This is a genomic window from Leifsonia shinshuensis (genome assembly GCF_013410375.1).
GTDB classification, from domain to species: Bacteria; Actinomycetota; Actinomycetes; order Actinomycetales; family Microbacteriaceae; genus Leifsonia; species Leifsonia shinshuensis.
On sequence record NZ_JACCFL010000001.1, the window covers coordinates 2,639,081 to 2,663,524 of the forward strand.

At 72.2% G+C, this 24,444-nt stretch carries 27 protein-coding genes, 1 tRNA gene and 1 riboswitch; of the genes, 10 read left to right on the plus strand and 18 right to left on the minus strand.

Going from position 1 to position 24,444, the window contains the following annotated elements; translation table 11 throughout:
* Positions 1 to 5: 5 nt before the first annotated feature.
* Together orn and HNR13_RS12805 are read left to right on the plus strand one after the other, a co-directional pair.
* Entirely contained in the window at positions 6 to 629 is a 624-nt protein-coding gene (gene orn / locus HNR13_RS12800; RefSeq protein WP_179606298.1) for an oligoribonuclease, read from the plus strand.
* Positions 630 to 690: 61 nt separating this feature from the next.
* A tRNA-His gene (locus HNR13_RS12805) sits at positions 691 to 766 on the plus strand.
* A 41-nt stretch (positions 767 to 807) separates the two neighbouring features.
* On the opposite strand, the gene HNR13_RS12810 is transcribed toward HNR13_RS12805, so the two are convergent.
* On the minus strand, positions 808 to 1,383 hold the full coding sequence (locus tag HNR13_RS12810; RefSeq protein WP_179606300.1) for an ArsR/SmtB family transcription factor: 576 nt from the start codon (positions 1,381 to 1,383) through the stop codon (positions 808 to 810).
* A 77-nt stretch (positions 1,384 to 1,460) separates the two neighbouring features.
* On the opposite strand from HNR13_RS12810, the gene HNR13_RS12815 reads away from it, so the two are divergent.
* From HNR13_RS12815 to HNR13_RS12835, 5 genes are all read left to right on the plus strand, one after another.
* A complete protein-coding gene (locus tag HNR13_RS12815; protein WP_179606302.1) occupies positions 1,461 to 2,720 on the plus strand; it encodes an MFS transporter in 1,260 nt (419 codons plus the stop codon).
* A gap of 396 nt (positions 2,721 to 3,116) precedes the next feature.
* Positions 3,117 to 3,920, plus strand: coding sequence for an aggregation-promoting factor C-terminal-like domain-containing protein (locus tag HNR13_RS12820; protein ID WP_179606304.1), 804 nt, complete (start codon positions 3,117 to 3,119; stop codon positions 3,918 to 3,920).
* A 57-nt stretch (positions 3,921 to 3,977) separates the two neighbouring features.
* Positions 3,978 to 5,111 (plus strand): hypothetical protein, encoded by a 1,134-nt coding sequence (locus HNR13_RS12825; protein ID WP_343063544.1) that lies wholly within the window; start codon positions 3,978 to 3,980, stop codon positions 5,109 to 5,111.
* Positions 5,112 to 5,113: 2 nt separating this feature from the next.
* Positions 5,114 to 5,467 carry a metallopeptidase family protein gene (locus HNR13_RS12830; protein WP_179609439.1) on the plus strand — a complete coding sequence of 118 codons (354 nt, stop codon included), beginning with the start codon at positions 5,114 to 5,116 and terminating at the stop codon, positions 5,465 to 5,467.
* Between the two features lie 261 nt (positions 5,468 to 5,728).
* Positions 5,729 to 7,879 (plus strand): DUF7507 domain-containing protein, encoded by a 2,151-nt coding sequence (locus tag HNR13_RS12835; protein ID WP_179606306.1) that lies wholly within the window; start codon positions 5,729 to 5,731, stop codon positions 7,877 to 7,879.
* 57 nt (positions 7,880 to 7,936) lie between these two features.
* On the opposite strand, the gene HNR13_RS12840 is transcribed toward HNR13_RS12835, so the two are convergent.
* From HNR13_RS12840 to HNR13_RS12870, 7 genes are all read right to left on the minus strand, one after another.
* Positions 7,937 to 8,203 carry a hypothetical protein gene (locus HNR13_RS12840; protein WP_179606308.1) on the minus strand — a complete coding sequence of 89 codons (267 nt, stop codon included), beginning with the start codon at positions 8,201 to 8,203 and terminating at the stop codon, positions 7,937 to 7,939.
* On the minus strand, positions 8,200 to 8,838 hold the full coding sequence (locus tag HNR13_RS12845; RefSeq protein ID WP_179606310.1) for a nucleoside/nucleotide kinase family protein: 639 nt from the start codon (positions 8,836 to 8,838) through the stop codon (positions 8,200 to 8,202). The genes HNR13_RS12840 and HNR13_RS12845 overlap by 4 nt, the downstream gene beginning before the upstream one ends.
* The gene (locus tag HNR13_RS12850; RefSeq protein ID WP_179606312.1) at positions 8,822 to 9,601 is read right to left on the minus strand and encodes an energy-coupling factor transporter transmembrane component T family protein; all 780 of its coding nucleotides are present in this window, start codon (positions 9,599 to 9,601) and stop codon (positions 8,822 to 8,824) included. Before HNR13_RS12850 ends, HNR13_RS12845 begins: the two co-directional genes overlap by 17 nt.
* Entirely contained in the window at positions 9,598 to 11,202 is a 1,605-nt protein-coding gene (locus HNR13_RS12855) for an ABC transporter ATP-binding protein (protein WP_179609443.1), read from the minus strand. Before HNR13_RS12855 ends, HNR13_RS12850 begins: the two co-directional genes overlap by 4 nt.
* Before the next feature lie 19 nt (positions 11,203 to 11,221).
* Positions 11,222 to 11,842 (minus strand): ECF transporter S component, encoded by a 621-nt coding sequence (locus HNR13_RS12860; protein WP_179606314.1) that lies wholly within the window; start codon positions 11,840 to 11,842, stop codon positions 11,222 to 11,224.
* A gap of 33 nt (positions 11,843 to 11,875) precedes the next feature.
* A riboswitch (TPP riboswitch) is annotated at positions 11,876 to 11,986 on the minus strand.
* Between the two features lie 37 nt (positions 11,987 to 12,023).
* Positions 12,024 to 12,353, minus strand: a complete 330-nt coding sequence (locus HNR13_RS12865) for a GerW family sporulation protein (protein ID WP_179606316.1) — start codon at positions 12,351 to 12,353, stop codon at positions 12,024 to 12,026.
* 63 nt (positions 12,354 to 12,416) lie between these two features.
* On the minus strand, positions 12,417 to 13,691 hold the full coding sequence (locus HNR13_RS12870) for a DNA polymerase IV (RefSeq protein WP_179606318.1): 1,275 nt from the start codon (positions 13,689 to 13,691) through the stop codon (positions 12,417 to 12,419).
* Between the two features lie 69 nt (positions 13,692 to 13,760).
* Between HNR13_RS12870 and HNR13_RS12875 the strand changes: the two genes are divergently transcribed.
* Entirely contained in the window at positions 13,761 to 14,765 is a 1,005-nt protein-coding gene (locus HNR13_RS12875; protein ID WP_179606320.1) for an aldo/keto reductase family protein, read from the plus strand.
* A gap of 8 nt (positions 14,766 to 14,773) precedes the next feature.
* Here HNR13_RS12875 and HNR13_RS12880 read toward each other — a convergent pair whose 3' ends face one another.
* The 6 genes from HNR13_RS12880 to HNR13_RS12905 all read right to left on the minus strand — a co-directional run bounded on the left by HNR13_RS12880 (position 14,774) and on the right by HNR13_RS12905 (position 18,024).
* Positions 14,774 to 15,403 carry a hypothetical protein gene (locus HNR13_RS12880; protein WP_179606322.1) on the minus strand — a complete coding sequence of 210 codons (630 nt, stop codon included), beginning with the start codon at positions 15,401 to 15,403 and terminating at the stop codon, positions 14,774 to 14,776.
* 74 nt (positions 15,404 to 15,477) lie between these two features.
* Positions 15,478 to 16,014: a DUF1697 domain-containing protein gene (locus HNR13_RS12885; RefSeq protein WP_179606324.1), complete on the minus strand. Its 537-nt coding sequence runs from the start codon at positions 16,012 to 16,014 to the stop codon at positions 15,478 to 15,480.
* A 3-nt stretch (positions 16,015 to 16,017) separates the two neighbouring features.
* Positions 16,018 to 16,335, minus strand: coding sequence for a hypothetical protein (locus HNR13_RS12890; protein ID WP_246312758.1), 318 nt, complete (start codon positions 16,333 to 16,335; stop codon positions 16,018 to 16,020).
* Positions 16,322 to 16,870: a GNAT family N-acetyltransferase gene (locus HNR13_RS12895; RefSeq protein ID WP_179609447.1), complete on the minus strand. Its 549-nt coding sequence runs from the start codon at positions 16,868 to 16,870 to the stop codon at positions 16,322 to 16,324. Before HNR13_RS12895 ends, HNR13_RS12890 begins: the two co-directional genes overlap by 14 nt.
* Positions 16,855 to 17,616 (minus strand): YidC/Oxa1 family membrane protein insertase, encoded by a 762-nt coding sequence (locus tag HNR13_RS12900; protein WP_179606326.1) that lies wholly within the window; start codon positions 17,614 to 17,616, stop codon positions 16,855 to 16,857. Before HNR13_RS12900 ends, HNR13_RS12895 begins: the two co-directional genes overlap by 16 nt.
* A 72-nt stretch (positions 17,617 to 17,688) precedes the next feature.
* Positions 17,689 to 18,024 (minus strand): DUF6412 domain-containing protein, encoded by a 336-nt coding sequence (locus HNR13_RS12905; protein ID WP_179606328.1) that lies wholly within the window; start codon positions 18,022 to 18,024, stop codon positions 17,689 to 17,691.
* Between the two features lie 86 nt (positions 18,025 to 18,110).
* Here HNR13_RS12905 and HNR13_RS12910 point away from each other — a divergent pair, with 86 nt between their 5' ends.
* Together HNR13_RS12910 and HNR13_RS12915 are read left to right on the plus strand one after the other, a co-directional pair.
* Positions 18,111 to 18,776, plus strand: a complete 666-nt coding sequence (locus tag HNR13_RS12910) for an SDR family oxidoreductase (protein ID WP_179606330.1) — start codon at positions 18,111 to 18,113, stop codon at positions 18,774 to 18,776.
* Positions 18,777 to 18,785: 9 nt separating this feature from the next.
* Positions 18,786 to 20,489: a long-chain-fatty-acid--CoA ligase gene (locus HNR13_RS12915; protein WP_179606332.1), complete on the plus strand. Its 1,704-nt coding sequence runs from the start codon at positions 18,786 to 18,788 to the stop codon at positions 20,487 to 20,489.
* Between the two features lie 23 nt (positions 20,490 to 20,512).
* On the opposite strand, the gene HNR13_RS12920 is transcribed toward HNR13_RS12915, so the two are convergent.
* From HNR13_RS12920 to HNR13_RS12935, 4 genes are all read right to left on the minus strand, one after another.
* On the minus strand, positions 20,513 to 20,947 hold the full coding sequence (locus tag HNR13_RS12920; RefSeq protein WP_179609449.1) for a PaaI family thioesterase: 435 nt from the start codon (positions 20,945 to 20,947) through the stop codon (positions 20,513 to 20,515).
* Positions 20,948 to 21,000: 53 nt separating this feature from the next.
* Positions 21,001 to 22,758, minus strand: coding sequence for an APC family permease (locus tag HNR13_RS12925; protein WP_179606334.1), 1,758 nt, complete (start codon positions 22,756 to 22,758; stop codon positions 21,001 to 21,003).
* A gap of 122 nt (positions 22,759 to 22,880) precedes the next feature.
* Positions 22,881 to 23,801, minus strand: coding sequence for an oxygenase MpaB family protein (locus HNR13_RS12930; RefSeq protein WP_179606336.1), 921 nt, complete (start codon positions 23,799 to 23,801; stop codon positions 22,881 to 22,883).
* On the minus strand, positions 23,798 to 24,358 hold the full coding sequence (locus HNR13_RS12935; protein ID WP_179606338.1) for a YbaK/EbsC family protein: 561 nt from the start codon (positions 24,356 to 24,358) through the stop codon (positions 23,798 to 23,800). The genes HNR13_RS12930 and HNR13_RS12935 overlap by 4 nt, the downstream gene beginning before the upstream one ends.
* Between the last annotated feature and the right edge of the window lie 86 nt (positions 24,359 to 24,444).

The window sequence follows — 24,444 nt, forward strand, 5'->3', positions numbered from 1 at the left end:
CGGGCATGGCTGCCTCAAGTGATCGACTGGTCTGGATCGACTGCGAAATGACCGGACTCGACCTCGAGGTCGACGAACTCGTCGAGATCGCCGTGGTCATCACCGACTTCGAGCTCAACGTGCTCGACCCGGGGATCAGCATCGTCATCAAGCCGGACGCCTCGGCGCTCGCCAACATGAGCGAGTTCGTGCGCGACATGCACACCACGTCCGGCCTCATCGAGGAGATCCCGCACGGCAAGAGCCTCGCCGAGGCCGAGTACGAGGTGCTCGAATACGTGCTCAAGTTCGCGCCGACCGCACGCAGCGCGCCGCTCGCGGGCAACACCATCGGCACCGACCGCATGTTCCTCGCCAAGTACATGCCGCGCCTCGACAACCACCTGCACTACCGCAACGTCGACGTGTCCTCGATCAAGGAGCTCGCCCGGCGCTGGTACCCGCGGATCTACTTCAACGCCCCCGAGAAGAACGGCGGCCACCGCGCCCTGGCCGACATCCTCGAGTCCATCCGCGAGCTCGACTACTACCGCGCCGCCGCGTTCGTCGGCGAGCCGGGACCCACCACCGAGGAGACCCAGGCGGCCGCCGCGGGCGTGGTGGAAAAATGGGCCTCCCGGATGTATTAGAATCGATGAGTTGCCTCGAACGGAACGGCCAGCACAGCTGCCGAACCGGACGCGGAACATGGTGGGTATAGCTCAGCTGGTAGAGCGCCTGGTTGTGGTCCAGGAGGTCGCGGGTTCAAGCCCCGTTACTCACCCCAAAGGACTGAAGGGCACGTCGGAAGACGTGCCCTTCAGCGTTTCACTCCGCACTGCGGTGCAGGACGAAGATGCCTCCGTGCGCGGGCAGGTGACTGCGCTCGTGGTCGGTCTCCACATACGAGTCGATGACCGCGACGATGCGGCGATCCAGCTCCTCGACATCTTCCGGCGACAGGTGCAGCGAGAACCGCGCGAACGTCGCGATGGAGGACGGCCCCGCCTCCGCGAGCTCCTGCTGAAACGCCTCCACCGGCGCCACGGTGCGGCCGGTGTCCTGCTCATCGAGCGCCATCGACAGCCACCAGCTCCGCCCGGTCGACCGGTACGGCTTCTCCAGAGCGCCGCTCTCCCCCGACCGCACCTCCGCCGGCTCCAGGAAGCCTGCCGCCACGAGCTGGCGGACGTGATAGTAGACCGTGCCGGCGTCCTCCCCCAGCCGGTCGGCGAGCTGCTTGTTCGTCAGCTCGTGGTCGCCGCACAACCGCAGGATGCGCACCCGGAGCGGATGCGACAACGCCTTGATCTCCCGGGCGGTGGCGGGGCGTCGCTTGGCGTCCGGGTCGGCGGACGGGCCGGGCACGTTGCGCGCGGCCTCGGCGGGTGTCGGAGCAGCCATAGCCCCGAGGATACCCGCTCGATTGAGTTCTCTGATATCGATTGAGATTTCTCAATCGGCGTGCCAGGGTGGAGCACGTGGCATCGGAACCCCTCGGAGCGCGCTACTGGACGCTGTGGACCTCGTCGGCCCTCTCCAACCTCGCCGACGGCGTGATGAAGGTCGCGCTGCCGCTGGTCGCCATCCGGTACACCGACTCCCCCGCCCTGATCGCCGGCCTCACGTTCGCCTTCACACTGCCGTGGCTCGTGTTCGCCCTGCTCGCCGGGGCTCTGGCCGACCGGTACGACCGGCGCCGGCTGATGCTCGCCGCCAACATCGCCCGAGCCGCGTTCCTCGGGTTCCTCACGATCGCCGCCGTCGCCGGCGCCGGGTCGATCTGGATGCTGTACGCCGCCGCCATCTGCATCGGCGTCGCCGAGACCGTGTACGACACCTCGTCGCAGTCGATCCTCCCGCAACTGGTGAGCAAGCAGTCGCTGTCCCGGGCCAACGGCCGGCTCTACGCCGCCGAGCTCACCACCAACCAGTTCGTCGGGCCGCCGCTCGGCGGGTTCCTCGTCGCGGCCGGCATCGGCGTCGCCTTCGGCGCGCCCGTGCTGCTCTGGGTCGCCGCGATCGGGATGCTCCTCCTCGTCCGCGGCCGCTTCACGACCGACCACCCGCGCACCACGACCATCCGCGCCGACATCGGTGAGGGGCTGCGCTTCCTGCGCGGGAACACGCTGCTGCGCACGCTGGCGATCATGGTCGGCGGCTTCAACTTCGCCAGCAGCGCCGTCTTCACCGTGTTCGTGCTCTATGCGGTCGGCCCCGGGTCCGCGATGAAGCTCACCGACCCCGGCTACGGCCTGCTGCTCACCGCCTCGGCGCTCGGGAGCGTGGCCGGCACCTTCCTCGCCGAGCCCGCCGAGCGACTGTTCGGCCGCTCCCGGGCGCTGCTGCTCACGGTCTTCGGGTCCCTCCTCACGGTCGCCACTCCGGCGTTCACCACGAACCCGTACATCATCGGCGCCGGATTCCTCCTCGGCGGCATCACCGTCTCGATCTGGAACGTCATCACCGTGTCGCTGCGGCAGCGGGTCACGCCGCAGCGGCTGCTCGGCCGGCTGAACTCCGCCTACCGCCTGCTGGCCTGGGGAACCATGCCGCTCGGCGCCGCCGCGGCGGGCGTCATCGCCCAGTTCTTCGGCATCCCCGCGGTGTTTCTCAGCATGGGCGCGATCGCGCTGGCGATGCTGATCGGGATGATCTGGGTCACCGATGCGCGGATGTCCGCGGCCGAGACGGCGGCCGAGGAGGCCGACGAGCGCGACCACGCGACCTACGGCCGCTGAGGCGGGCGGGCGCGCACACCGGGCTATCAGGATTCACCGCGGGATCGCCCGCGGAAGGACGCCGAGAGCGGGCGTGCACACGACTTTTCCAGGGTTCGTACCCGAGTCGTCCAGAGTAGGCGTCTAGCGTAGTCGGACGACGGCAGAGATCGCCGTCACGTGCTGCGCCGTGCGTCCAACCCCCCGAACCCCCGGACGTCACCCCCGAAAACCTGGTGCGGCACACCCGCGTCGAACGCCGCGCCTCGCCGACCGCCCGGTCCCGTGGCGCTTCCGTGCATCCCGGCGCGGTTGCCAGCCCGTCCGAGAGCGCTCCCCCGCGAGCGTTCTCCGCCGTGCGCGCCTCCCGCCCGGGATGCCGCGCGGCCTGGCGGGGAAGCCCGATCCAGGAAATCTATGCTCAACACTCTCAGCCACGCCGTCCGTTCGTCCAACCTCTCGGTCGGGCGCGTCATCTCCAGCGCCGCCGCCATCATCATGTCGGCGAGCATCATCGCCCCGATGATCGCCCAGCAGCAGGAGTCGGAGCGCGCCACCCAGGAGCTCTCGCAGTCGACCGGCATCCACCACGACCAGCTCGGCGTCTACGACAAGCTCTGGCGCGACCGCCTCGAGGGCGTCGCCCAGCAGAGCCTGACCAAGGCCGAGTCCACCGTCCAGGCGAACGGCGCGAAGGCCGACGTCGCCGCCGCCACCTCCGCCGCGAAGACGGCGATCGCCGGGCTCGACGGCTACAAGAAGCTGGACGACTCGCAGCTGCGCAAGCAGATCGATACCACCGACGCCGCCACCGCCGCTCTGGCCGCGGCCGGTGTCGCCTCCGACCAGAAGGCCGCCGCCGCTGCTGCAGCCGCTGCCGCCGCGGCCGCCGCCGCGCAGGCGAACGCCAACACACCCGACGGCGCCCGTGCCGCAGCCCAGTCCATCATGGCCAGCACCTACGGCTGGGGCGGCGACCAGTTCCAGTGCCTGAACAGCCTCTGGACCAAGGAGTCGCACTGGGACTACCAGGCCTCCAACGGCAGCAGCGGCGCCACCGGCATCCCGCAGGCGCTGCCCGGCAGCAAGATGGCCACGTTCGGCAGCGACTGGGCGACCAACGCGACCACCCAGATCAAGTGGGGCCTCTCCTACATCAAGGGCTCGTACGGCACCCCGTGCAGCGCGTGGAGCCACTCCGAGGCCATGAACTGGTACTGAGCCGCTCCGGCTCGGACAGACAGAGGGGACGGCGGCCGCGCCGGTAGACTCACGCAGGTGAGCACCGGCCAGGCCCCCGTCCCCTCTGCCGTTCCCAACGGAGAGGGCATTCCCAGCGGAGCGACCATTCCCAGCGGAGGGGGCTCGCCCGCCATCCGCGGCGCGCACCTCGTCGGGAGCGTCAATCTCCCCGACGCGGCCACCGTGTTCCGAACCGTGAGCGAGCACCTCGGCGACCGACTGCGCCGCATCCCGGATGGCGAGGTCGGCGAACGCTTCTACTGGATCCAGTTCCAGACCAAGCGGTTCGACACGATGGCCGGGCTCTCCCGCATCCCGGTCGAGCCCTACTACCTGCGCGAGGTCTTCGACGGCCGGCCGTTCCGGCTCGACGACGGGGTCGCCGCGAGCGACCTGGTCTTCCCCGACCTCGGCTACGCGGAGGCCGCGCTGGCGTCCTACGCGGAGTTCGCGCGGCAGCGCGCGGCCGGCGTCATCGCCGACGGCACGCGTTTCCAGGTCTCGCTCCCCACGCCGGCCGCGGTCATCGGCGCCTTCGTGGTCCCGGAGGACCGGGCGGCGCTCGAGCCCGCCTACGAGCGCGCGCTGTTCGGCGAGCTGGACCGGATCCTCGACGGCATCCCGCACGACGACCTGGCGATCCAGTGGGACACCGCCGTCGAGTTCGCCCTGCTGGAGGGACGGATCGAGCCGTGGTTCGCCGACCCCGGCTCCGACGCGGTGCTGGACGGCGTCGTGGCGCGCTCCGTGCGCCAGGCCGCGGCCGTGCCCGACGACGTGGAGGTCGGCTACCACCTCTGCTACGGCGACGTGGAGGAGCACCACTTCGTGCAGCCCGCGGACGCCGGGTGGCTCGCGGCGGTCATCGCGGGCATCCTCGCCGACGCGCCGCGACCGATCGCCTTCTTCCACCTCCCGGTGCCGATCGAGCGCGACGACGCCGCGTACTTCGCGCCCCTGGCCCCGCTCGACCTCCCGGAGACGACGGAGCTCTACCTCGGCCTGCTCCACCACGAGGACGGCGTCGACGGCGCGCTCCGCCGGGCCGCCGCGGCCGCGACCGCGCGCCTACGGTTCGGCGTCGCCACCGAGTGCGGCTTCGGCCGCGGGCCCTCCGAACGGACCGCCGGCCTGCTCGACCTGCATGCCGCGGTCGCCGGGGCCTGGTGACAATGCCGCTCCACCTGGACGCCGAGGCGTTCGAGAGACTGGTGACCGACGAGCTCGACGAGCTTCCCGATGAAATGGTCGACGGACTGGACAATGTCGTCTTCGTCGTCGAGGACCGCCCGGAGGACGGCTCCCTCGACCTGCTCGGCCTGTACGACGGCGTCGCCCTGACCGAGCGCGGCGCCTACGGCTTCGGCGAGATGCCGGACCGCATCATCCTCTATCGCGAGCCGCTGCTGGCGATCTGCGCGAACGAGGACGAGCTCCGCGACGAGATCCACGTGACGCTCGTGCACGAGATCGCGCATTACTACGGCATCGACGACGACCGGCTGCACGAGCTCGGCTGGGCCTGATCGGCGGATACCGGAACACATGAATCCCGGTGTTCATTCCGGCGCTCATATCGTCTTCGGCGTGCTAACCCGCGGGTGAATCCTGGCGGTGCCGGACCGGGGTTCCTCCGGATCCCGGGGCCGGCACCCGCGGAATCTCCCTGTTTCCCGGGATATCGCACTCGACGGCCTCGACATGCCGCCCTCGCCTCGTTGCTATAAACCCCTCACGCGACTCGCCTCCCGCGATGCGCGCTGACGCAACGAAACGAAAGGGTGGCAATGCCCACATCCGCGAACGCCGCGAAACGCGCGGCTCGCCCCGGACTGATCCTCGCGACGGTCGTCGGAGTCCTGGTGTCGCTGGCCGCGACCTCCGGTCCGGCAGGCCCGGCGACGGCCGCAGGGACGCTCGACTGCTCCGGCACCACCTTCTACGGCGTCGTGCCTGCGGCGTCCGGGGTCCCCGGCTCCGCGGACCTGGTGAGCATCGACGGCTCCTCCGTGGGCGGTGCGCAGTTGAGCGCCGCGGTGGAGTCCACGACAACGATCCCGGGCGTCCTGCCGAACGCACTCGGCGTCGCGATCGGCGGGACCGCGGCCTTCCAGGCCTCGGACAGCGGGACCATCGTGCAGGGCTACGACGCCGCGACCGGCGCCTGGACGGTCTACTCCGGCAAGCCGGCGCCCGGCTCGACCGTGACGGCCGGGGCGGTCGATCCCACGACCGGGATCTACTACTTCGGCGATGTCGGCGCCGGCCAGCTCTGGGGCTTCGACACGAAGACCGATCAGATGATCAGCCCGAACCCGCTCGTCACGTTCGTACCCAACCCGGGTCAGCTCAACGGCGACATCGCGTTCGACGGCGGAGGCAACCTCTACATCGTCACCTCCTCGACCACGGGTGGGACGCTGGAGGCGATCAGCGCTCCGCTCCCGCAGACCTCCGCGCAGGCGGGGACGCTCTCCCCGGCGCTCCTCAGCACCTTCGCGGTCCCCGGCGGGGCCGCCGTCAACGGGATCGCCTTCGACGGCAACGGCACGCTCTACCTGAGCCAGGGCGGGACGAACGGCGTCTTCTCCATCGACCCCGGCACCGGCGCCCTGGACGGGAACCTGACTCCGCTCCCCGCCGCGCTGACGGGACCGGCGGGAGTCGGGCTCGTCGACCTGGCGAGCTGCGCCTTCCCACCCGCCGTCAGCGCGCAGAAGAACGTCGTCGCGCGGGTGAACCCGACCGACCAGTTCGCGCTGCACGTGACCGGCCCCTCGGTGAGCCTCCCCGCCGCGGCGGTGACCACGGGCACCGCGACCGGGCTGCAGCACGACGCGGACGGTCGCGTGCTGCAGGCCGGCCCGGCGCTCGCCCGGTACGGCGACACGTACACGGCCAGCGAGTCCGCGATGGGAACGACGAACCTGGCGCAGTACGTCTCGACGTACACCTGCGTGGACACGCTGAACCCGGGCAACCCGCAGTTCCCCATCACGGGCAGCGGGACGACGGTCTCCTTCGCGCTGGCGACCTACGCCGGCGAGTCGCCTTCCGTGATCTGCACGTTCACGAACGCACCGCGGGCCGCCTCCCTGACACTGACGAAGACGGCGAGTCCGGCGACGATCGCGAAGACGGGCGACACGGTCCACTACACCTACACCGTGACCAACACCGGCAACACGACCCTGACCGGGATCGGCGTCACCGAGACGGCCTTCACCGGGACGGGGACCGCCCCGACGCCTGACTGCCCGACCACGACCCTGGCGCCGGCCGCCAGCGTGCAGTGCACCGCGACCTACGACGCGACCGCGGCCGACATCGACGCGGGCACCATCTCGAACACGGCCGTGGCCGACGGGCAGGACGCGGTGGCCGGAGCCGTGACGAGCCCGGCTGCGACGGCGGACGTGACCGCCGATCGGTCGCCGAGCCTGACGCTCGACAAGAAGGCCGACCCGGCCACCATCACCGGCGCCGGCCAGCCGATCACGTACTCCTTCGTGGTGACCAACACCGGCAACGTGACCCTGACCGCGGTGGGGATCACCGAGCAGAGCTTCTCCGGCAGCGGGGGCCCGCTGACGGTGACGTGCCCGGCCGACGCCACCCTGGCCGCGGGCGCGACCCTGACCTGCACCGCCGACTACCGGTCGACCGACGCCGACTACGCCTCCGGAAGCATCAGGAACACGGCCACCGCCGACGCGACCGACCCTGCCGGGGCCGCCGTGCACTCGGCGGAGTCCACCGCGGTCGTGGAGGCCATCCACCTGGCCATCGTCAACCCGCCGGCGCCGAACCATCCGCTGGCCTACACGGGGAGCGACGTCCTGACCTGGCTCGCGCCGCTGGCCGGCCTGCTGGCCCTGGCCGGGACCGGCATCGCGATCATCGCGTCGCGGCGACGGGCGGCCCGCACGAAGGGCTGAACCGCCTGACCACGGTGCCCCGGGAGTCGCCGACTCCCGGGGCACCGTGCTGAGCCGCTAGAGCGACTCCTCGTCCTTCTCCGCCTCGACCGGGTCGCTGTCCGGAGCGTCGAAATGGTACGAGACGTAGCGCTCGCCGTTGATGGTGCGCTCCTCGCCTGCGACGTACCAGAACAGCGACTCGAGGCCCTCGACCGCGGCGACCGCGCTGATCCGCTCGTCGACCTTCCCGCCGATCAGGTAGCGCCGCTCCGCCGTGCCGACGAGGGGGCCGTCGGCGTATTCGACGATGTATTCCGGATCGGAGTGGGGTGTCTCGCTCATGGCACCACCGTAGCCCCCGACGCATACCGCGGTGGAGAGCCGATCGGCCAGTCGGTGACGTCCAGGACCAGATCGGCGCGCTCGCGCGGCGTCTCGCGCGCGAGGTACTGCTCGAACTCGGCCTGCCACTGGTCCCAGTGCGAGGCGAAGGTCGCGCCGTCGCGGCCGAGCGCCCGCGTCTTGCGGAGCGTGTCGTCGGCGTCGAGCCAGACCGCGAGGTGCGCGCGCCGGACGTTCGCCGCCGCCAGCGTCCCGCAGCCCTCGACGATCAGCGGCGCCGGACCGGAGAGCTCGTGCCACTCCGCCGGGCGGTCGTGCGCCCAGTCCCAGCGCCGCCAGCGCCCGCGGCCGGTCGTGGCGAGCGGTTCGAGGAGGTCGCGCGCCAGTGCGGCGCTCGCGCTGAGGAGGCCGTCCCAGCCCGGGTAGAGGTCGTCCATCCGAACCAGGCGCGGCGCGACAGGCCCGGGCCAGTGCCGGACGAGCAGGTCGGCGAGGGAGCTCTTTCCCGCGCCGCTCGGGCCGTCGATCAGCACGACCGGGGTGCGCGTGCCCGCGGCGTCCACCGCCTGCGCGACGGCGGTCAGGAGCGCAGGCAGCCCGGGCAGCGCGGGCTGCGTCTCAGGAGCCGAGGACATTCCAGCTCCCCACGGCGATCGCGACGGCCGCGGCCGTACCTGCTACCAGGAGCGCCACGGCCAGCGCCGCCCAGTCCCGGCCGCGGAAGACCGAGGGCCGCGCCCAGGTGCGGGCCACCGGCGCGCCGAAGCCGCGGGCTTCCATCGCGGTGGCGAGCTTCGAGCCGCGGCGGATCGAGAGGACGAACAGCGAGAAGGACTGGCCGAGGAAGCGGCGCAGCGCCCCGGACTCCGCCACGCCGCGCGCTCGCCGTGCCAGGGTGAGGGCGCGCCAGTCGTCGATGAACAGCCCCACCAGCCGCAGCCCGGCGAGGCCGCCGAGGACGAACCGCGCGGGCAGCCGGAGGAGCTGGGCCAGCCCGTCGGCGAGGTCCGTGGGGTCGATGGTGACGAACAGCAGGACGGCGGGCAGGCCGATGGCGAGCACGCGCAGCAGCGTCGCGAGGCCGAGCTGCAGCGAGCCGTCGCTGACCTCGATCGCCCACCAGTGCAGGTGGACGGTTCCGCTGGTCCGGCCGTAGAGCACGGTCGTGAGGCCCGCGAGCGGCGCCGCGATCAGCACGGGGGCGGTGCGCGCGAGCAGCACGCGAGCCGGGATGGCGGCGAAGCACAGCAGCACGAGCTCCAGGCCGAGCGCGACGCCGGCCGACACCGGGTCGATCGAGACCAGGAGGACCGCCGTGACGATCAGGGCGGCGCCGAGCTTGGACACCGGGTTGAGGGTGGCGAGCGGGCCGCTGCGCACAGGTTCCGCGATGCTCATGCCGCGGCCTCCCGCAGAGCCGTGAGCCGCAGCTCGTCCGCGCCGATCGCCGCGGCGAACTCGGCGTCGTGGGTGGCGGCGACCACGGCGTGGCCCTCGTCGCGGAGCCCGGCGATCAGCGCGACCAGCCGGCGCCAGGTGATGGCGTCCTGGCCGTAGGTGGGCTCGTCGAGCACGAGCAGCCGCGGGCGGGTCGCCAGCGCAGTGGCGACCGAGAGCCGGCGCTTCTGGCCGCCGGACAGCGTGAACGGGTTCGCCCCCGCGAGCGCCGACAGGCCGAGCGCGTCCATGAGCAGGTCGAGGCGGGCGGCGATCTCCGCCTGTGCGAGGCCGAGCGCGCGCGGTCCGGCGGCGAGCTCGTCGCGCACGGTGGAGGCGAGGAACTGGTGCTCGGGGTTCTGGAAGACGGTGCCGATCCGGGTCAGCAGCTCGCGGGAGCGCCAGGCTGCGGGATCAGGGGCCGCCCCGCGCGCGAGCGCGGGCTCTGCCGTCAGGGTCCCGCCCAGCGACGGCAGCAGGCCGCCCAGCGTCAGCGCGAGCGCGGGCTCTGCCGTCAGGGTCCCGCCCAGCGACGGCAGCAGGCCGCCCAGCGTCAGCGCGAGCGTGGACTTGCCGACGCCGCTCGGCCCGGTCAGGGCCACAGCGGAGCCCTCCGCGATCGCGACGTCGGAACGGAACGGGAGGGCGTGGGCGAGCAGGTCGGCCTCCGCGTCTCCGCGTGCACGGCGCCGGCGTGCGCGGCGGCCGGAGAAGAGCGGCGCCCGCCCGACCGCGAGCGACCGCGCCTCCAGGAGCGGGTCACCCGGCGCGACCGGACGGCCGGCGGGGACGGGCTCATCGGGAAGCCAGACGCCCGCCTCCCGCAGGCGTCCCGCCGTGTCGGCCAGCACGGCCTCGGGAGCCCCGTCGGCGAGCACGCCGCCCGCGGCGTCCAGCACGATCACCCGGTCCACGAGGTCGCGCCACACGGCGATCCGGTGCTCCACGACGATCAAGGTCGCGCCCGTGCGGGCGAGCACGGCGCCGACCGCGTCGCGGACCTCCGCGGCGCCGTCGGGGTCGAGGTTCGCCGTCGGTTCGTCCAGCAGCAGCAGGCCGGGGCGCATCGCGAGCAGCCCCGCCAGCGCGAGCCGCTGCTTCTGACCGCCCGAGAGCTGAGCGGTCGACCGGTCGAGCGGGAGGTCGAGCCCCACGGCGTCCAGCGACCAGCGCACGCGTGACCACAGCTCGTCCCGCGGCACGCCGAGGTTCTCGCAGGCGAACGCCACATCGTCCCCGACGCGCGCGAGGATGACCTGCGCGTCCGGGTCCTGCAGCAGCAGCCCGGACCGGCCGCGGGCCTCCGCGGGGGCATGGCCGTCGACGCGGAGGTCGCCCTCCGCCTCGCCGTCGTCGTCCCCGCCGAGCACGCCGGCGAGCCCGGCGAGCAGCGTCGACTTGCCCGCGCCCGACGCGCCGAGCAGCAGCACCCGCTCCCCCGGCTCGATCCGCAGGTCCAGTCCGCGGACCGCCCAGGCCGTGCGGCCGGCGTGCCGCCAGCCCCAGTCGCGCGCGTGGACGGCGACCGGGGCCGGCGGGGCGGCCGAGGACGACTCGGGCATCACAGCCACCCGGTCGCCCCTAGACCCGTCCCGTCACCTCGCGGCCCGCGGCGAAGCGGTTGAGTGCGCCGGTGCGGGCCAGGGCCTTGACCAGCAGCCACGAGCCGAGGCCGGCGACGAGGATGCCGGAGACGGTCGTCGTGATCGTGTAGACGATCGCGAACTCCGGCTTGGCGCCGGGGTAGGAGTACAGCAGGTCGAGGATCGACTCGGCGATGCCGGTGCCCGCGCCCGCGATCAGCGCGGTCACCAGGTTCCAGCGGGCGTAGAGGAACAGCGCGAAGACGATCTCGGCGCCGAGGCCCTGCACCACGCCGGACAGCAGCGTGGCGAAGCCCCACTGGGTGCCGATCAGCATGGAGACGACGGCCGCGACGACCTCGCCGTAGAGCGCGGCGCCGGGCTTGCGGACAATGAGCGCGACGAGCACCCCGGCGAACAGCCAGGGGCCGTTCAGGATGCCCTGGAAGCCGGGCAGGACCGCGGTCACCGGCCCGGAGATCGGGTTGTAGGCCTGACCCCAGACCCAGAAGACGACGCCGGCGGCGACGGCGACGACGCTGGCGACGACGATGTCGACGACCCGCCAGCGGAGGACGCGCTTGGACGGCGCGGAGACGGACGAAATGGTTGCGTGCACTGTTCGTGCCCTTTCTGTTCAGAAATGAGGGCACGGGATGTGAGATGGCCTCCCTGCGCTGGCATGACCCAGATCAGGTTCGACGGTCGAAACTTGGAGAAGCTTCCTCTCAGCCCGGCTCACCGGACTCCCGTGTTCAGGAGTTCATTGTAGACCGACTGCGAGGTCCGCGGCTGCCGCGTTACCGCTTGAGGGCGCGGATGACGCGTGCCCAGGCGTGTCCGGTCACCCAGACGAACGGGATCGCCACCGCGAGCAGCGTGATCAGGTTCGGCCGGAACCGCACGCCGGTCTCGTCGCTGATGTACGCCCCGAACGGGACGGCGACGCCGCCGCCGCCCGCTCCGCCCGGCGCGGACTCTTCGCCCGGGCCTTCGCCGGCGCCGAAGCCGAACTGCACCGCGGCGACGGGGACGATCGTGGTGCCGTCGACGACGATCGGCTCGCCGTAGACCGACTTGATTCCGGAGGAGCTCATCGTCTCGGCGAGCTTGAGGCTGAGGTTCGTCATGGGTTCACCGTACCCGGCGGTCCCTGCCGTGACCAGGGCGGTTCCGCTTCGGGCGGCTGCGCGTCAGTCGCTCAGCCAGCGCGGGTTGCGTCCGTCGCGCTCGGCCTGCTCGGCGTCGCGCGACCTCCTCACCAGCGAGGCGGGCCCGATGGTGCCGCGCCCGAACCGCGCGCTCACCGCGTCGAGCGTCCGCTCGGCCTCCCGCCACTCCTCGTCCGGGTCCCAGAGCGCGAGCGCGTCGCCGCCCGCGTCGGCGAGTTGCTCGGCCCGCACGCCGATCAGGCGGATCGGGGTGTCCTTCAGGTGGAGGTCGAGCGCCTCGAAGACGTCCCAGGCCTCTTCGAACAGCCGACGGCCGACGTTGGTCGGCTCCGCGAGGGTGCGGGAGCGGGTGATGGTGCGGAAGTCGGAGAACCGCACCTTGATCGCTATGGTGCGGCCCACCATCCCGTGCTTGCGCAGGCGCTCGCCCACCCGGCCGGAGAGCCGCAGCAGCTCGCGGCGCAGCGTGTCGGCGTCCTCCACGTCGACCGAGAAGGTGTTCTCGTGCCCGATGCTCTTCTCACGGGACGCCGTCACGATGCGCCGCGGGTCGCGCCCGTTGGCGAGCTCGTGCAGCCGGTGCGCCGTCGCGTCGCCCACCGCGCGCTGCAAGACGGTCAGCGGTGCGTCGGCGAGGTCGGCGACCGTCCGCATGCCCATCCGCTCCAGGGAGGCCTGCGTGCTGGCGCCGACGCCCCAGAGCGCGCCGACCGGCAGCGGCCGGAGGTAGGCCACCGTCTCGGCGGGAGGGATGACGAGCAGGCCGTCGGGCTTGGCGTGGCCGGAGGCGAGTTTGGCCATGAACTTCGTGCCGGCGACGCCGACCGAGCAGGTGAGGCCGGTCTCCTCGCGCACCCGCGAGCGGATCAGCTCGGCGATGCGGCGCGGCGAGCCGAGCAGCCGCCGGGCGCCGGCGACGTCGAGGAACGCCTCGTCGATGCTCAGCGGCTCCACCAGCGGCGTCACCTCGTGGAAGATGTCCATCACTTTGCCGGAGTACTCGGTGTACTTCTCGTAGTGCGGCGGCAGGATGATCGCGGTCGGGCACAGCCGCAGCGCCTGGGAGACCGGCATGGCGCTGCGCACGCCGAAGCGGCGCGCCTCGTACGTGGCGCTGGTGACGACCCCGCGGCCGCCGGCGTGGCCGACGATCGCGGGCTTGCCGCGCGCGTCCGGGCGGTCGAGCAACTCGACGGAGGCGAAGAAGGCGTCCATGTCGACGTGCAGGATCGTGGCGTCGGCGTCGTCGACGTCGGCGGTCGTCACCCGCCGGTCGCTGCCGTCCGCCCTGCCCATGCTCCAATCCTCCCATCCGGCCACGACATCCGGACCGCGCCGGCCGGAGTGCGGGACTAGCGTGGAGCCATGGAATTCAGATACCTCGGCGACAGCGGTCTCAAGATCTCGGAGATCATCTACGGCAACTGGCTCACCCACGCCTCCCAGGTGGAGAACGAGACGGCGACGCAGTGCGTCCACGCCGCCCTCGACGCGGGCATCAGCACCTTCGACACCGCGGACGCGTACGCGAACACGGCCGCCGAGCAGGTGCTCGGCGACGCGCTGAAGGGCCAGCGCCGCCAGTCCCTGGAGATCTTCACCAAGGTCTACTGGCCGACCGGCCCGAAGGGCCACAACGACACCGGGCTCTCGCGCAAGCACATCCTCGAGTCCATCGAGGGCTCGCTGACCCGGCTCGGCACCGACTACGTCGACCTCTACCAGGCCCACCGGTTCGACTACGAGACGCCGCTCGAGGAGACGATGCAGGCGTTCGCCGACGTCGTCCGCCAGGGCAAGGCGCTCTACATCGGCGTCAGCGAGTGGACGGGCGACCAGCTGCGCGCCGGCCACGCGCTCGCGAAGCAGCTCGGCTTCCAGCTGATCTCGAACCAGCCGCAGTACTCGATGCTGTGGCGCGTGATCGAGAAGCAGGTCGTCCCGGCCTCCGCGGAGCTCGGGATCTCGCAGATCGTCTGGTCGCCGGTCGCGCAGGGCGTGCTCACCGGCAAGTACCTGCCCGGCGCGCCGCTGCCGGAGGGCAGCCGTGCCGCCGACGAGAAGGGCGGCGCGAACGCGATCAAGGACTTCCTGCGCGACGACGTGCTCAGCTCCGTGCAGCGCCTCAAGCCGATCGCCGACGAGCTCGGCCTCACCATGGCGCAGCTCGCGGTCGCGTGGGTGTTGCAGAACCCGAACGTGTCCGGCGCGATCGTGGGCGCCTCGCGCCCGGAGCAGGTGGCCTCCAACGCGGCGGCGGCCGGCGTGCGGCTGAGCGGCGATGTCCTGGCCCGGATCGACGAGGCCGTCGGCGATGTCGCGGTGACCGACCCGGCGGAGACCGTCTCGCCCGCGAGCCGCGTGGCCTAGCCGCCGCGTCAGACCAGCGCGGCGACCAGCGGGCGGAACCACTCGCGGAACGCTCCCGAGTCGTCGCGCAGCGAGCTGCTGACCACCACCGTGTGCGGCCCGACGATCCAGGCGCCGCGCTCCGCGAGCGGGAGCACGTCGATGTCCAGCCGGAAGTAGCCGGCCTGGCGTCGCAGATCGTGCTCCCGCTCGTGGACGACGTCCACGATGTCGGCGGCGCGCGCCGCGTGGTGCTCGATGCTCGCCCTGGCGTACTCCGCGCGGCGCTCGCGCGCCCACTCGGCGGCCGTGTCGTGCAGCGCGAGCACGACATCCTGCAGCTCCAGCGCGCGGTCCAGCGCGGCGAAGTGCGGAGGCTGCAGCAGCGGGCCGCCGATCGGACGGCGCTCCCGGTCGGCCGCCCGGTCGAAGAGCGCGCGCCACTGGGTCTGCAGCACCTCGCGGGCGGCGAGCGTCGCGGCTCCCCCGCCCCGCTGCGGCGCGCCCCGCAGCACGGGCGCCACGGCGGGAGCGACCCGCGGCAGCGCAGGCTCCAGCGCGTTGTCGAGGCCGGCCAGGTCGCGGAGGGCGAGCGCGATGAGCAGGTCCCAGGGACAGTCCTCGGTGACCTGCCATCGAAGTGTGCCCTCGACGAACATGCCGTCATTGTAAGAGCAGGGGGTGACACGCAGGAGTGCGTTCTCGGCCCAGCCCCGGCGGCCGCGGACGCGGTTCAGCCGCGCCGGTCGAGCTCGGCGAGGATGCGGGCGACGGTGCGCTGGTTGCGGCCGGTGGCGACCGGGCCGAGGCTGCGCCAGAACGCGGCGGGAAGCACCGATTTCGAGACGCCGAGGGGGCTCCACTGGTAGACGGCGCGGTCGCCCAGGCGGACGACCTCGGGGGCGAGCTCCGCGTCGTCCGGCGCGCGGACGCCGTCGGGCAGGTCGTGGTCGAGGAAGGTCACGACCAGCCGGGAGTCGTCGTCCGAGACGTCGAGCAGCGGGTTGTCCGCGGCGATCCGGCGGAAGCGCTCCTCCGCGAGCAGGACCACGCCGGCGTCGACCGCGGACGACTGCGCCAGCGCGGCCGCGACCGCTTGCGCCTGTTCAGCGGTCGGCGCGCCGGACGACCGGAACACGACGTTGCCGCTCTGCAGCAGTGTGACCACGTCCTCGAAGCCGGCCGCCTCGAACGCGGCGGCGAGGTCGGCCTTCGCGACGCGCGCGTTGCCTCCCACGTTGATGCCGCGGATCAGGCCGACCCCGAGCACCGCTCAGGCCTCCGCCGGCTCGGCCGCCACCAGGAGCGCGGACGGGATGACCGCGGTCTCGTACGGCCCGCTCCCGTCGCGGCGCAGCTGGGGCTCGCTGAACGCCACCACCCAGGTCGTGAAGCCGTCGTTCGGCAGGGACACGTGGCGCAGGCTGCGGTCGCCGGACGCGATGATGACGCCGGTCGGCTCGCCCGGCCAGTCGTCGGACGACGGCGGCTCCTGCTCCACCACGTACACCTGCACGCCGACGCCGAGGCCCGGCATCGCCTCGCGCGGGTCGCGCAGCGGCCGGGAACGGGGACGATCACGCTTCCACATGACTCAAGCATCCCATCACGATCGCGTCCACCCACTCGCCGTCCCAGTGCAGCGCCTCGCGCCTGCGGCCTTCGACGACGAACCCGGCCTTCTCGTAGGCGCGCTGCGCGCGCGGGTTGAAGGCGAACACCTCCAGTTCGACGCGGTGCAGGCCGGCCGTGCCGAAGGCGTGCTCCAGCACCGCCCGGGTGGCCTCAGTGCCGTACCCGCTGCCGAACCACTGCGGCGAACCGAGCATGATCCGGAAGCCCACCGAGCGGTTGTCCGCGTCCAGGTCGTTGAGGACGGCCTCGCCGAGGTGGACGCCGTCGGCCGTGCGCAGGATGGCCCAGTCGGCCCGCCCGTCCAGCGCCGCGAGCCCGGCCAGCCACTCCCGGATCTGATCCTCGGTGAACGTCGCGTGCGTCCCGGTCAGGCGCATCACCTCTGGCTCGTGCAGGGATGCCCAGGTGCCCTCGAAATGCCCGGGGCCGAGCGGGACGAGCGTCAGCCGCTCGGTGGTCAGCGTCGGGACGGGCTTCAGTGCGATGTCGATGGCTCGGTCCTCCCCCGGTTCGGGTCGAGCAGGCGGCGCAGGGTCGCGCGCTCGACGACGGTCCAGGCCGTCGTGGTCAGAATGTACACGGCGGCGGCCAGCGGCACGAACGCGGCGAAGACCACGGTGACGTACGGCAGGAACGACAGCGCCCGGATCACGCCGGTGGGCGCTGGGCTGCCGTCCGGCTGGGGCAACGCCAGCACGCGCCGCGACACGGTGGTCACCGCCGCGATGAGCACAAGGACGCCCGCGTAGACCAGGAAGGCCGGCCACACCGGGGCGGCGCCGGCCAGGCCGACGAAGCTGGTGCCGAGCGGCGCGCCGAGCACGTGCTCCCCCAGCAGCGCGTTGGCGTGCCCGGCGATCGTCGCGTGCGTGAACAGCGCGTATACCAGCGAGATCACGGGGAGCTGCGCCAGCAGCGGCAGCATCCCGGCGAACGGGGAGGTGCGCTCGGCCTGGTAGAGCTCCATCGTCTTGCGAGTGAGGAGCTCGCGGTCCTTCCCGTGCCTCCGCTGCAGTTCGGCGAGGGCCGGGGCGAGCCGGCGGCGGGTGTACTCGGCGCGCACCTGGCTGACGCCGACGGGGAGGAGGAGGGCGCGGACGATCATCGTCAAGACGACGATCGCCACGATGCCGGCGGCCGCGCCCGCGACGGGCTCTGCGGCGGCGGAGAGGGCGGTGACGAGGCCGTAGGCCGCGTCGAGGACGGCCGCGATCGGCGGCCACGAGAAGAAGTCCATGGGTGGTGTCCCTGCTGTCGGAAACGAACGAAGACGTCGTCTGGCCGCGCAGGGGGCGATGGAAACGCCCGGCTACGCGGCCGGCAGGGAAATGCCCGGAGCTCTCGGGCGCGGACGGCCGTCGGCGTCCGGGTCGGACTGGCTCTGCAGGAGCCAGCCGGCGGCGGGCTGCAGCGGGCTCGACCAGACGGCGCGGGCCCGCAGGGAGGCCGCGAGCGCGGCGACCGAGCGCACGACCGCCGCGGCGGCGACCGCGACGAGCCCGATCGCTCCGGCGAGACCGGCGAGGGCGACGAGTCCGGACGCGCCCCCGGACCAGGTGGCGGAGGGCGACACCGTGTGCCAGAGCACCGACAGGCCGGTGCCGGGCGCGAAGAGACGCGCCACGAACTCCAGCAGACCGGCCATGTGGACGACGGTAACGCATCCTCCCGCCGGGCCGCTCGCACGTTCGCCGTGAGCGGAGCGGGCCCGAACAGGAGCAAGATGGGGGCATGAGTCGAATCGCGATCGTCGGTGCCCACGGAAAAGTCGCCCAGCAGCTCATGCGGGTGCTCTACGACCGGGGGGACGAGTTCGTCGGCATCGTCCGCAGCGACGAGCACGCCGAGGACGTCTACCGCCTGGGCGGAGAGGGGCACGTGCTCGACATCGAGCAGGCCGACTCCGGCGCCATCGCCAAGGCCATCGTCGGCTGCGACGCCGTCGTCTTCACCGCGGGCGCCGGGGCGGGCTCCGGGGTCGCACGCAAGCGCACCGTCGACTATGCGGGCTCCGTGAAGTCCGCCGAGGCGGCGGCCTCCGCGGGCATCCGGCGCTTCGTCCAGGTGAGCGCCTGGGGCGTCGACGCCCCGGTGGCCGAGGACGCCGACCCGCAGTGGCGCGCGTACGTCGAGGCCAAGCGGGAGGCCGACGAGGCGCTCCGCGCCTCGGGACTCGACTGGACCATCCTCCGTCCGGGCGGCCTGACCTTCGACGAGGGCACCGGCGCGATCCAGCTCGGCGAGAGCGTGCCGCGCGGCACCATCCCGCGCGAGGACGTCGCGCGGCTGATCGCCGTCTGCCTGACCGAGCCCGCCACGATCGGCCGCACCTGGGAGGTCATCTCCGGCGACGTCCCGATCGAGGAGGCCGTGCACGCGCTGACGGCGGCCCAATAGGCTCGTCCCGTGACTGGTTACAGCGATCGCCCCTGGGTCTCCGCCTATGCGCCGGACGTCCCCGCCGACATCGAGCTGCCGGAGGGTTCCCTCGCCCACCTGATCGACGACTCGGTCGCGACCTACGGGAAGCACGTCGCGCTGGAGTTCTTCGGCGCGACGACGACCTACGCGGAGCTCGGCGACCAGATCGCGCGCGCCGCCGAGGGCCTGCGCAAGCGCGGCGTCCGCAAGGGCGACCGGGTCGCGCTCGTGCTGCCGAACTGCCCGCAGCACGTGGTGGCGTTCTATGCGGCGCTCCGGCTCGGCGCCGTCGTCGTCGAGCACAACCCGCTCTACACTCCGCGCGAGCTGCGCCACCAGTTCGAGGACCACGGCGCGACCGTGGCGATCGTCTGGGACAAGGTCGCGCCGATGGTGCAGGAGCTGCCCGCCGACCTCGGCGTCGCCACGGTCATCTCCGTGGACATCACCCGCGGGATGCCCGCGAGCAAGCGCTTCGCCCTCCGCCTGCCGATCCCCGCCGCCCGCAAGGCCCGCGAGCAGCTCACCGCCAAAGCGTCCGGCACCGTCCCGTGGGAGACGCTCGTCTCGTCGCGCCGGCTGAAGGCCTCCGTCCCACGCCCGGAGCGCGACGACCTCGCGCTCATCCAGTACACCAGCGGCACGACGGGGCGTCCGAAGGGCGTCATGCTCAGCCACCTCAACCTCGCCGTCAACGCGGCGCAGGCGCGGGCGTGGGTGCCGACGATCGAGCGCGGCAGCTCGGTCGTCTACGCGGTGCTGCCGCTGTTCCACGCCTACGGGCTCACGCTCTGCCTGACCTTCGCGATGAGCATGGGGTCGCGGCTGGTCCTGTTCCCCAAGTTCGACCCCGACCTGGTGCTGGACGTCGTGAAGAAGCGCCCGGCGACCTTCCTGCCCGCCGTCCCGCCGATCTACGAGCGTCTCGTGCAGGCGGCGGAGAAGCGCCGGGTCTCGCTCTCCGGCATCGACATCGCGATCTCCGGCGCGATGAGCCTCCCGCAGAGCATCGTCGACCTCTGGGAGTCCAAGACCGGCGGCTACCTGGTGGAGGGCTACGGCCTCTCCGAGTGCGCCCCCGTGCTGATGGCGAACCCGGTCGGCGCGACCCGCAAGCCCGGCACGGTCGGCCTCGCGCTGCCGGGCACCGAGCTGCGCGTCGCCGACCCGGACGACCCGACGGCCGACCGGCCGTTCGGCGAGGAGGGCGAGCTGCTCGCCCGCGGTCCGCAGGTGTTCTCGGGCTACTGGCGCAACGCCGACGAGTCGGCCAAGGTGCTCACCCCCGACGGCTGGTTCCGCACCGGCGACATCGTCACGATGGACGAGGACGGCTTCGTCCGCATCGTGGACCGCATCAAGGAGCTCATCGTCACCGGCGGCTTCAACGTCTCCCCGACCGAGGTGGAGGACGCGCTGCGCAGCTTCGAGGGGGTCGCCGACGTCGCCGTGGTCGGCCTCCCGCACCGCCGCGGCGGCGAGGACGTGGTCGCCGCCGTCGTGATGGAGCCGGGCGCGTCGTTCGACGAGGAGGCCATCCGCGCCTACGGGCGGGACTGCCTGACGGCGTACAAGGTGCCGAAGCACGTGGTGCAGGTGGACGAGCTGCCGCGCAGCATCGTCGGCAAGGTCATCCGCCGCAAGGTCCGCGACCAGCTCGTGGCGCAGCGGGAGGCTGCGGGCGCCTGACGCGCGTCAGCCGATGGGCCGATTCAGCCGATGGGAAACACGAGCAGCGACCCCGTCGCCGTGGCGACCGTCTTCCCGCTCCCGTCGGTGACCACCCCGTCCGCGAACGCCACCCGGTTGCCCGGCTTGGTCACCGTGGCGCTGGCGGTGAGCGCGCCGCTGCTCGCGAACACCGGCCGCAGGTAGTTGACCTTGATCTCGATGGACGTGTAGCCCTGCCCCTGCGCGAGCGTCGAATGCACGGCGCAGCCGATCGCCGAGTCGAGGAGCGTGCAGACCAGGCCGCCGTGGACCGTCCCGATCGGGTTGTAGTGCGACTCGTCGGGCTCGCAGACGAACACCGCCCTGCCGAGCTCGGCCTCCGTCAGCGTCATGCCCATCAGGTTCGCGATGGGCGGCGCCGGCAGCTCGCCCGCGATCATCTTCTGCAGGTACTCCAGGCCGCTCATCGTCGGCATGGCGGCGACGCCCGGCGCCGGGTCCTGCCAGTGGACGGTTCGGCTGCGGTCGTTCACTCGCTCCCCTTCCGCGGGAGATCAGGGTCGGCCGGCGGGAGGTCCGACGGCTCGTCGACCTCTTCGAGCGTCTCCGCGTTGATCGCCGTCTGCCCCTCCGGCAGGTTGGAGAAGTCGGGCGCGATGACCGTCGCCGGGATGCGGGCCGCCGCCGTCCCGAACGGCAGCTCGTCGCCGACGAGGACCGGCTCCAGGATGATGTCGTCGCTCTGCCGCGGCAGCGTGCGGCCCTTGAAGTAGTCGGGCCGGATGATCCGCCAGACGATCATCAGCACGACGCCGATCAGGATGCCGCCGACGCCCACGACCGCCTCGGCGCCGATCCCGAAGATGGTCACGTTCTTGCCGTTGGCGTCTTGCAGCCAGTCCACCCTCGCGAACTGGATCACGCCGTAGATGAACACCGCCAGCAGCATCAGCCCGCCGAGCAGCGGGAACAGCCCGCGCATGATCGCGTGCCGGAAGCTCGTGAACAGCGTCCGGTGGTAGTACCAGACGCACGCGAACCCGGTCAGCCCGTAGTAGAACGCGATCATCAGGCCGATCGAGCCGATCAGCGCAGTGAGGAGGGTGACGTTGATCGCCGTGAAGATCAGGTAGAAGGCCGCCGAGACCAGGCCCATGCCGATCGTCGACCAGGTCGGCGTCAGGAACCTCGGGTGGATGCGGGCGAACTTCTCCGGGATCGCCTTGTAGACCGCCATCGACAGCGTCGTGCGCGCGGTCGGCAGGATGGTGGTCTGGGTGGACGCCGACGCGGAGGTCAGGATCGAGAAGCCGAGCAGCGTCATCAGGATCGCCCCGATCGGCCCGCTGCCGAACAGCGTCGGCCCGATCGCCGAGAAGACGTCGCCGGAGTTCGCCGGGTTCGCCAGCCCGATGCCCTTCGTGCCGACGCCCGCGAACGCGACCGTCGCGACGGTCACGATCGCGTAGGTGCCGAGCAGCAGCAGCGTGCTGATGATCGCGGCGCGGCCCGGGGTCTTGTCCGGGTTCTTGGTCTCCTCGTTGATGGAGACCGCGGTGTCCCAGCCCCAGTAGATGAAGATCGCGGTCAGCAGCGCCGGCGCGATGGTCTGTCCGAAATCGAGGGTGAACGGGTTGAACCAGGACCACTGCGGGATCAGCGAGTACGGCTCGGCGTTGCCGGTGTACACCTTCACCAGCGCGAACACGGCGAAGAAGATCAGGATGACGACCTCGAAGCCGAGCAGGAAGTACTGCAGCCGCGCGGACACCTCGATGCCGCGGTAGCAGATCCACGTCATCAGGGCGATCCAGACCAGGCCGGCGATGGTCACGGCGACGTTGTTGTTGGCGAGGGCCGCAACACCGGGTAACCCGAAGCCGCCGACGAACGTGTAGGAGTACTGGCCGGCGATCTGCGCCAGGTTGGACATCACGATCACGTCGGCGATGATGATGCCCCAGCCGCCCATCCACCCGGTGATCGGGCCGAACGCGCGCGCCGCCCAGGTGAAGGTCGTGCCGCAGTCCGGCTCGGCCTTGTTCAGCTCCTGGTAGGCGACGGCGATGAAGTACATCGGGATGAAGGCGAGCAACACGATGCCGGGCGCTTTGACGCCGGCGGCGAGCGTCCCGCCGACCACGATGAAGCCGAGGCTGGCGGCGAGGCTGTAGGCCGGCGCGGTGGACGCGACGCCGACGACCACGCCGGACACGAGCCCGAGCGCGCCGCTCTTGAGGCCCTTCCTGCCTGCTTCGTCCGTCGCGGATGAGTTCGTGGATGTCATGGCAACCTCCGGTGACTCGGGTCCGCTCACCGGTGAGCGGGCCACCGGCCACAGCGTAGCTCCCGGAACGCGTTGCGTGACTGCACGTTCTCTCAGACGGCGCGCCGGCGAGGCGGGTTCGGTCAGGCCGCCGGGTTCCCCGCGAGCCGCGCCAGCCGCCGTCTGGCGGCGAGCTCCGCCTGCGTCTGCGGCCCCAGCAGGACCTGCGCGCCGCCGAGCACCAGGGCGGTCGCCCGGGCGACCGGCAGCCGATCCCGCACCGGCAGTCCAAGCAGGGCGCGGTGCCGCGGCTCCAGCGTGGAGACCGCCGCGCGGAACAGCACGCGGTACGACGGCCGCAGCGTGCTCCGCAGCGGGGCGCGCCGGATGAAGCGCACGATCTCCTCCACCTCCGGACCGCCGCGCAATTCCCCCGCGTCGGTGACCGCGTCGATGCGGGCGCGCAGCTCCGCGGCCGTGCGCGGCGGGTCGCCGACGCCCATCAGCTCCGCCGCGGTCGCCCACTCGCCGACGTAGCCGTCCGCGCCGCCCGGGATGGGCGACCCCCAGCGCTCGTGCGCGGTGAGGAACGCGTCGGTGAAGGCCAGGTGTACCCACTCCGCGAGGTCCGGGTCGTTCGCCGTGTAGGGCCGGGTGACGCCGTGCCCGTCGACGTAGCTGCCGCGCACCCGCTCGTGCAGCGTCTTGACCAGGTCGGAGCCGGCGATCGCCTGCCCGCGGCTGCCGAAGGTGACCGTGTGGATCCACTGGATGGTGCCCGCCAGCCGGCCGAGCGGGTCCTCGCGGTAGCGCGAGTGGTCGCGCACGCCCGCGAGGGCGCCGGGGTGCAGGGCCTGGAGCAGCAGGGCGCGGACGCCGGCGACGAGCGTCGGCATCCCACCGTGCACCGTCCACGCCGCCCCGCCGGCCGGGAAGAAGCCCTCGTCGTCGCCGTCCTCCAGCCGCAGCACCCAGCTCGGGACGCGGTCGGAGCGCCCGGACAGCGTCTCGATCAGGTGCGAGCGCACCGGTCCGAAAAGGCGGTCGACGCCGGCTCCGGTCATCGCGGCGGCAGCTCCTGGCCCAGCCCGTCGATCACCTGCGCGGACGGGAGGTCGCCCAGCAGGCGGCCGGGCAGCAGGATCTTGGACCGGCGCACTCCGGACCCGATGATGACGACGACGCCGTCGGCCACGACGCGGGAGTCGACCAGCAGCGGCCACTCCGCGGGGAGCCCGATGGGCGTGATGCCGCCGTACTCCATCCCGGTCAGTTCGACGGCGCGCTCCATCGGCAGGAACGACGCCTTGCGGACGTCGAGCAGCCGCTTGACGGTGTTGTTGACGTCGGCGCGGGTGGTGGCGAGCACGACGCAGGCGGCGATGCGCTCGACGCCCTCGCGCTTGCCGCCGACGACGACGCAGTTGGCGAGGGTGTCGGCCTCCAGGCCGAACTGCTCCTGCGTGGCGGCGGTGTCGGACACGTCGGGGTCGATCTCCACGACGCCGACCTCGTCGAGCCAGCCGAGCTCCGTCAGCGTCGCGAGGGTGGCCGGGGCCAGCAGGTCGGTGCGGGAGGAGGCCGGGGCCGTGGTCAGCCCGCCGAGAGTGAAGACGCCCATGCGCCTACGCTAGCGCGCTTGACGATTCGTGCCGAATGTCGACTCCGGCGGCGCGATACGCCACATTCGTGACGAATCGCGATTCC

Excerpts from the sequence above, each read along its gene's own strand:
- HNR13_RS12905 (WP_179606328.1), bottom strand. The coding sequence starts at position 18,024 with ATGGCCGGTCTGCTGGAGTTCGTGGCGCGTCTCTTCGCGCCCGGCACC.
- HNR13_RS12850 (WP_179606312.1), bottom strand. The coding sequence starts at position 9,601 with ATGAGCATCGCGGAACCTGTGCGCAGCGGCCCGCTCGCCACCCTCAAC.
- HNR13_RS12840 (WP_179606308.1), bottom strand. The coding sequence starts at position 8,203 with ATGAGCGAGACACCCCACTCCGATCCGGAATACATCGTCGAATACGCC.
- HNR13_RS12935 (WP_179606338.1), bottom strand. The coding sequence starts at position 24,358 with ATGGGCGTCTTCACTCTCGGCGGGCTGACCACGGCCCCGGCCTCCTCC.
- HNR13_RS12830 (WP_179609439.1), top strand. The coding sequence starts at position 5,114 with ATGCCGCTCCACCTGGACGCCGAGGCGTTCGAGAGACTGGTGACCGAC.
- HNR13_RS12865 (WP_179606316.1), bottom strand. The coding sequence starts at position 12,353 with ATGACGAACCTCAGCCTCAAGCTCGCCGAGACGATGAGCTCCTCCGGA.
- HNR13_RS12930 (WP_179606336.1), bottom strand. The coding sequence starts at position 23,801 with ATGACCGGAGCCGGCGTCGACCGCCTTTTCGGACCGGTGCGCTCGCAC.
- HNR13_RS12845 (WP_179606310.1), bottom strand. The coding sequence starts at position 8,838 with ATGTCCTCGGCTCCTGAGACGCAGCCCGCGCTGCCCGGGCTGCCTGCG.
- HNR13_RS12910 (WP_179606330.1), top strand. The coding sequence starts at position 18,111 with ATGAGTCGAATCGCGATCGTCGGTGCCCACGGAAAAGTCGCCCAGCAG.
- HNR13_RS12920 (WP_179609449.1), bottom strand. The coding sequence starts at position 20,947 with ATGCCGACGATGAGCGGCCTGGAGTACCTGCAGAAGATGATCGCGGGC.
- HNR13_RS12875 (WP_179606320.1), top strand. The coding sequence starts at position 13,761 with ATGGAATTCAGATACCTCGGCGACAGCGGTCTCAAGATCTCGGAGATC.
- HNR13_RS12835 (WP_179606306.1), top strand. The coding sequence starts at position 5,729 with ATGCCCACATCCGCGAACGCCGCGAAACGCGCGGCTCGCCCCGGACTG.
- HNR13_RS12890 (WP_246312758.1), bottom strand. The coding sequence starts at position 16,335 with ATGTGGAAGCGTGATCGTCCCCGTTCCCGGCCGCTGCGCGACCCGCGC.
- HNR13_RS12855 (WP_179609443.1), bottom strand. The coding sequence starts at position 11,202 with ATGCCCGAGTCGTCCTCGGCCGCCCCGCCGGCCCCGGTCGCCGTCCAC.
- HNR13_RS12810 (WP_179606300.1), bottom strand. The coding sequence starts at position 1,383 with ATGGCTGCTCCGACACCCGCCGAGGCCGCGCGCAACGTGCCCGGCCCG.
- HNR13_RS12925 (WP_179606334.1), bottom strand. The coding sequence starts at position 22,758 with ATGACATCCACGAACTCATCCGCGACGGACGAAGCAGGCAGGAAGGGC.
- HNR13_RS12900 (WP_179606326.1), bottom strand. The coding sequence starts at position 17,616 with ATGGACTTCTTCTCGTGGCCGCCGATCGCGGCCGTCCTCGACGCGGCC.
- orn (WP_179606298.1), top strand. The coding sequence starts at position 6 with ATGGCTGCCTCAAGTGATCGACTGGTCTGGATCGACTGCGAAATGACC.
- HNR13_RS12880 (WP_179606322.1), bottom strand. The coding sequence starts at position 15,403 with ATGTTCGTCGAGGGCACACTTCGATGGCAGGTCACCGAGGACTGTCCC.
- HNR13_RS12820 (WP_179606304.1), top strand. The coding sequence starts at position 3,117 with ATGCTCAACACTCTCAGCCACGCCGTCCGTTCGTCCAACCTCTCGGTC.
- HNR13_RS12870 (WP_179606318.1), bottom strand. The coding sequence starts at position 13,691 with ATGGGCAGGGCGGACGGCAGCGACCGGCGGGTGACGACCGCCGACGTC.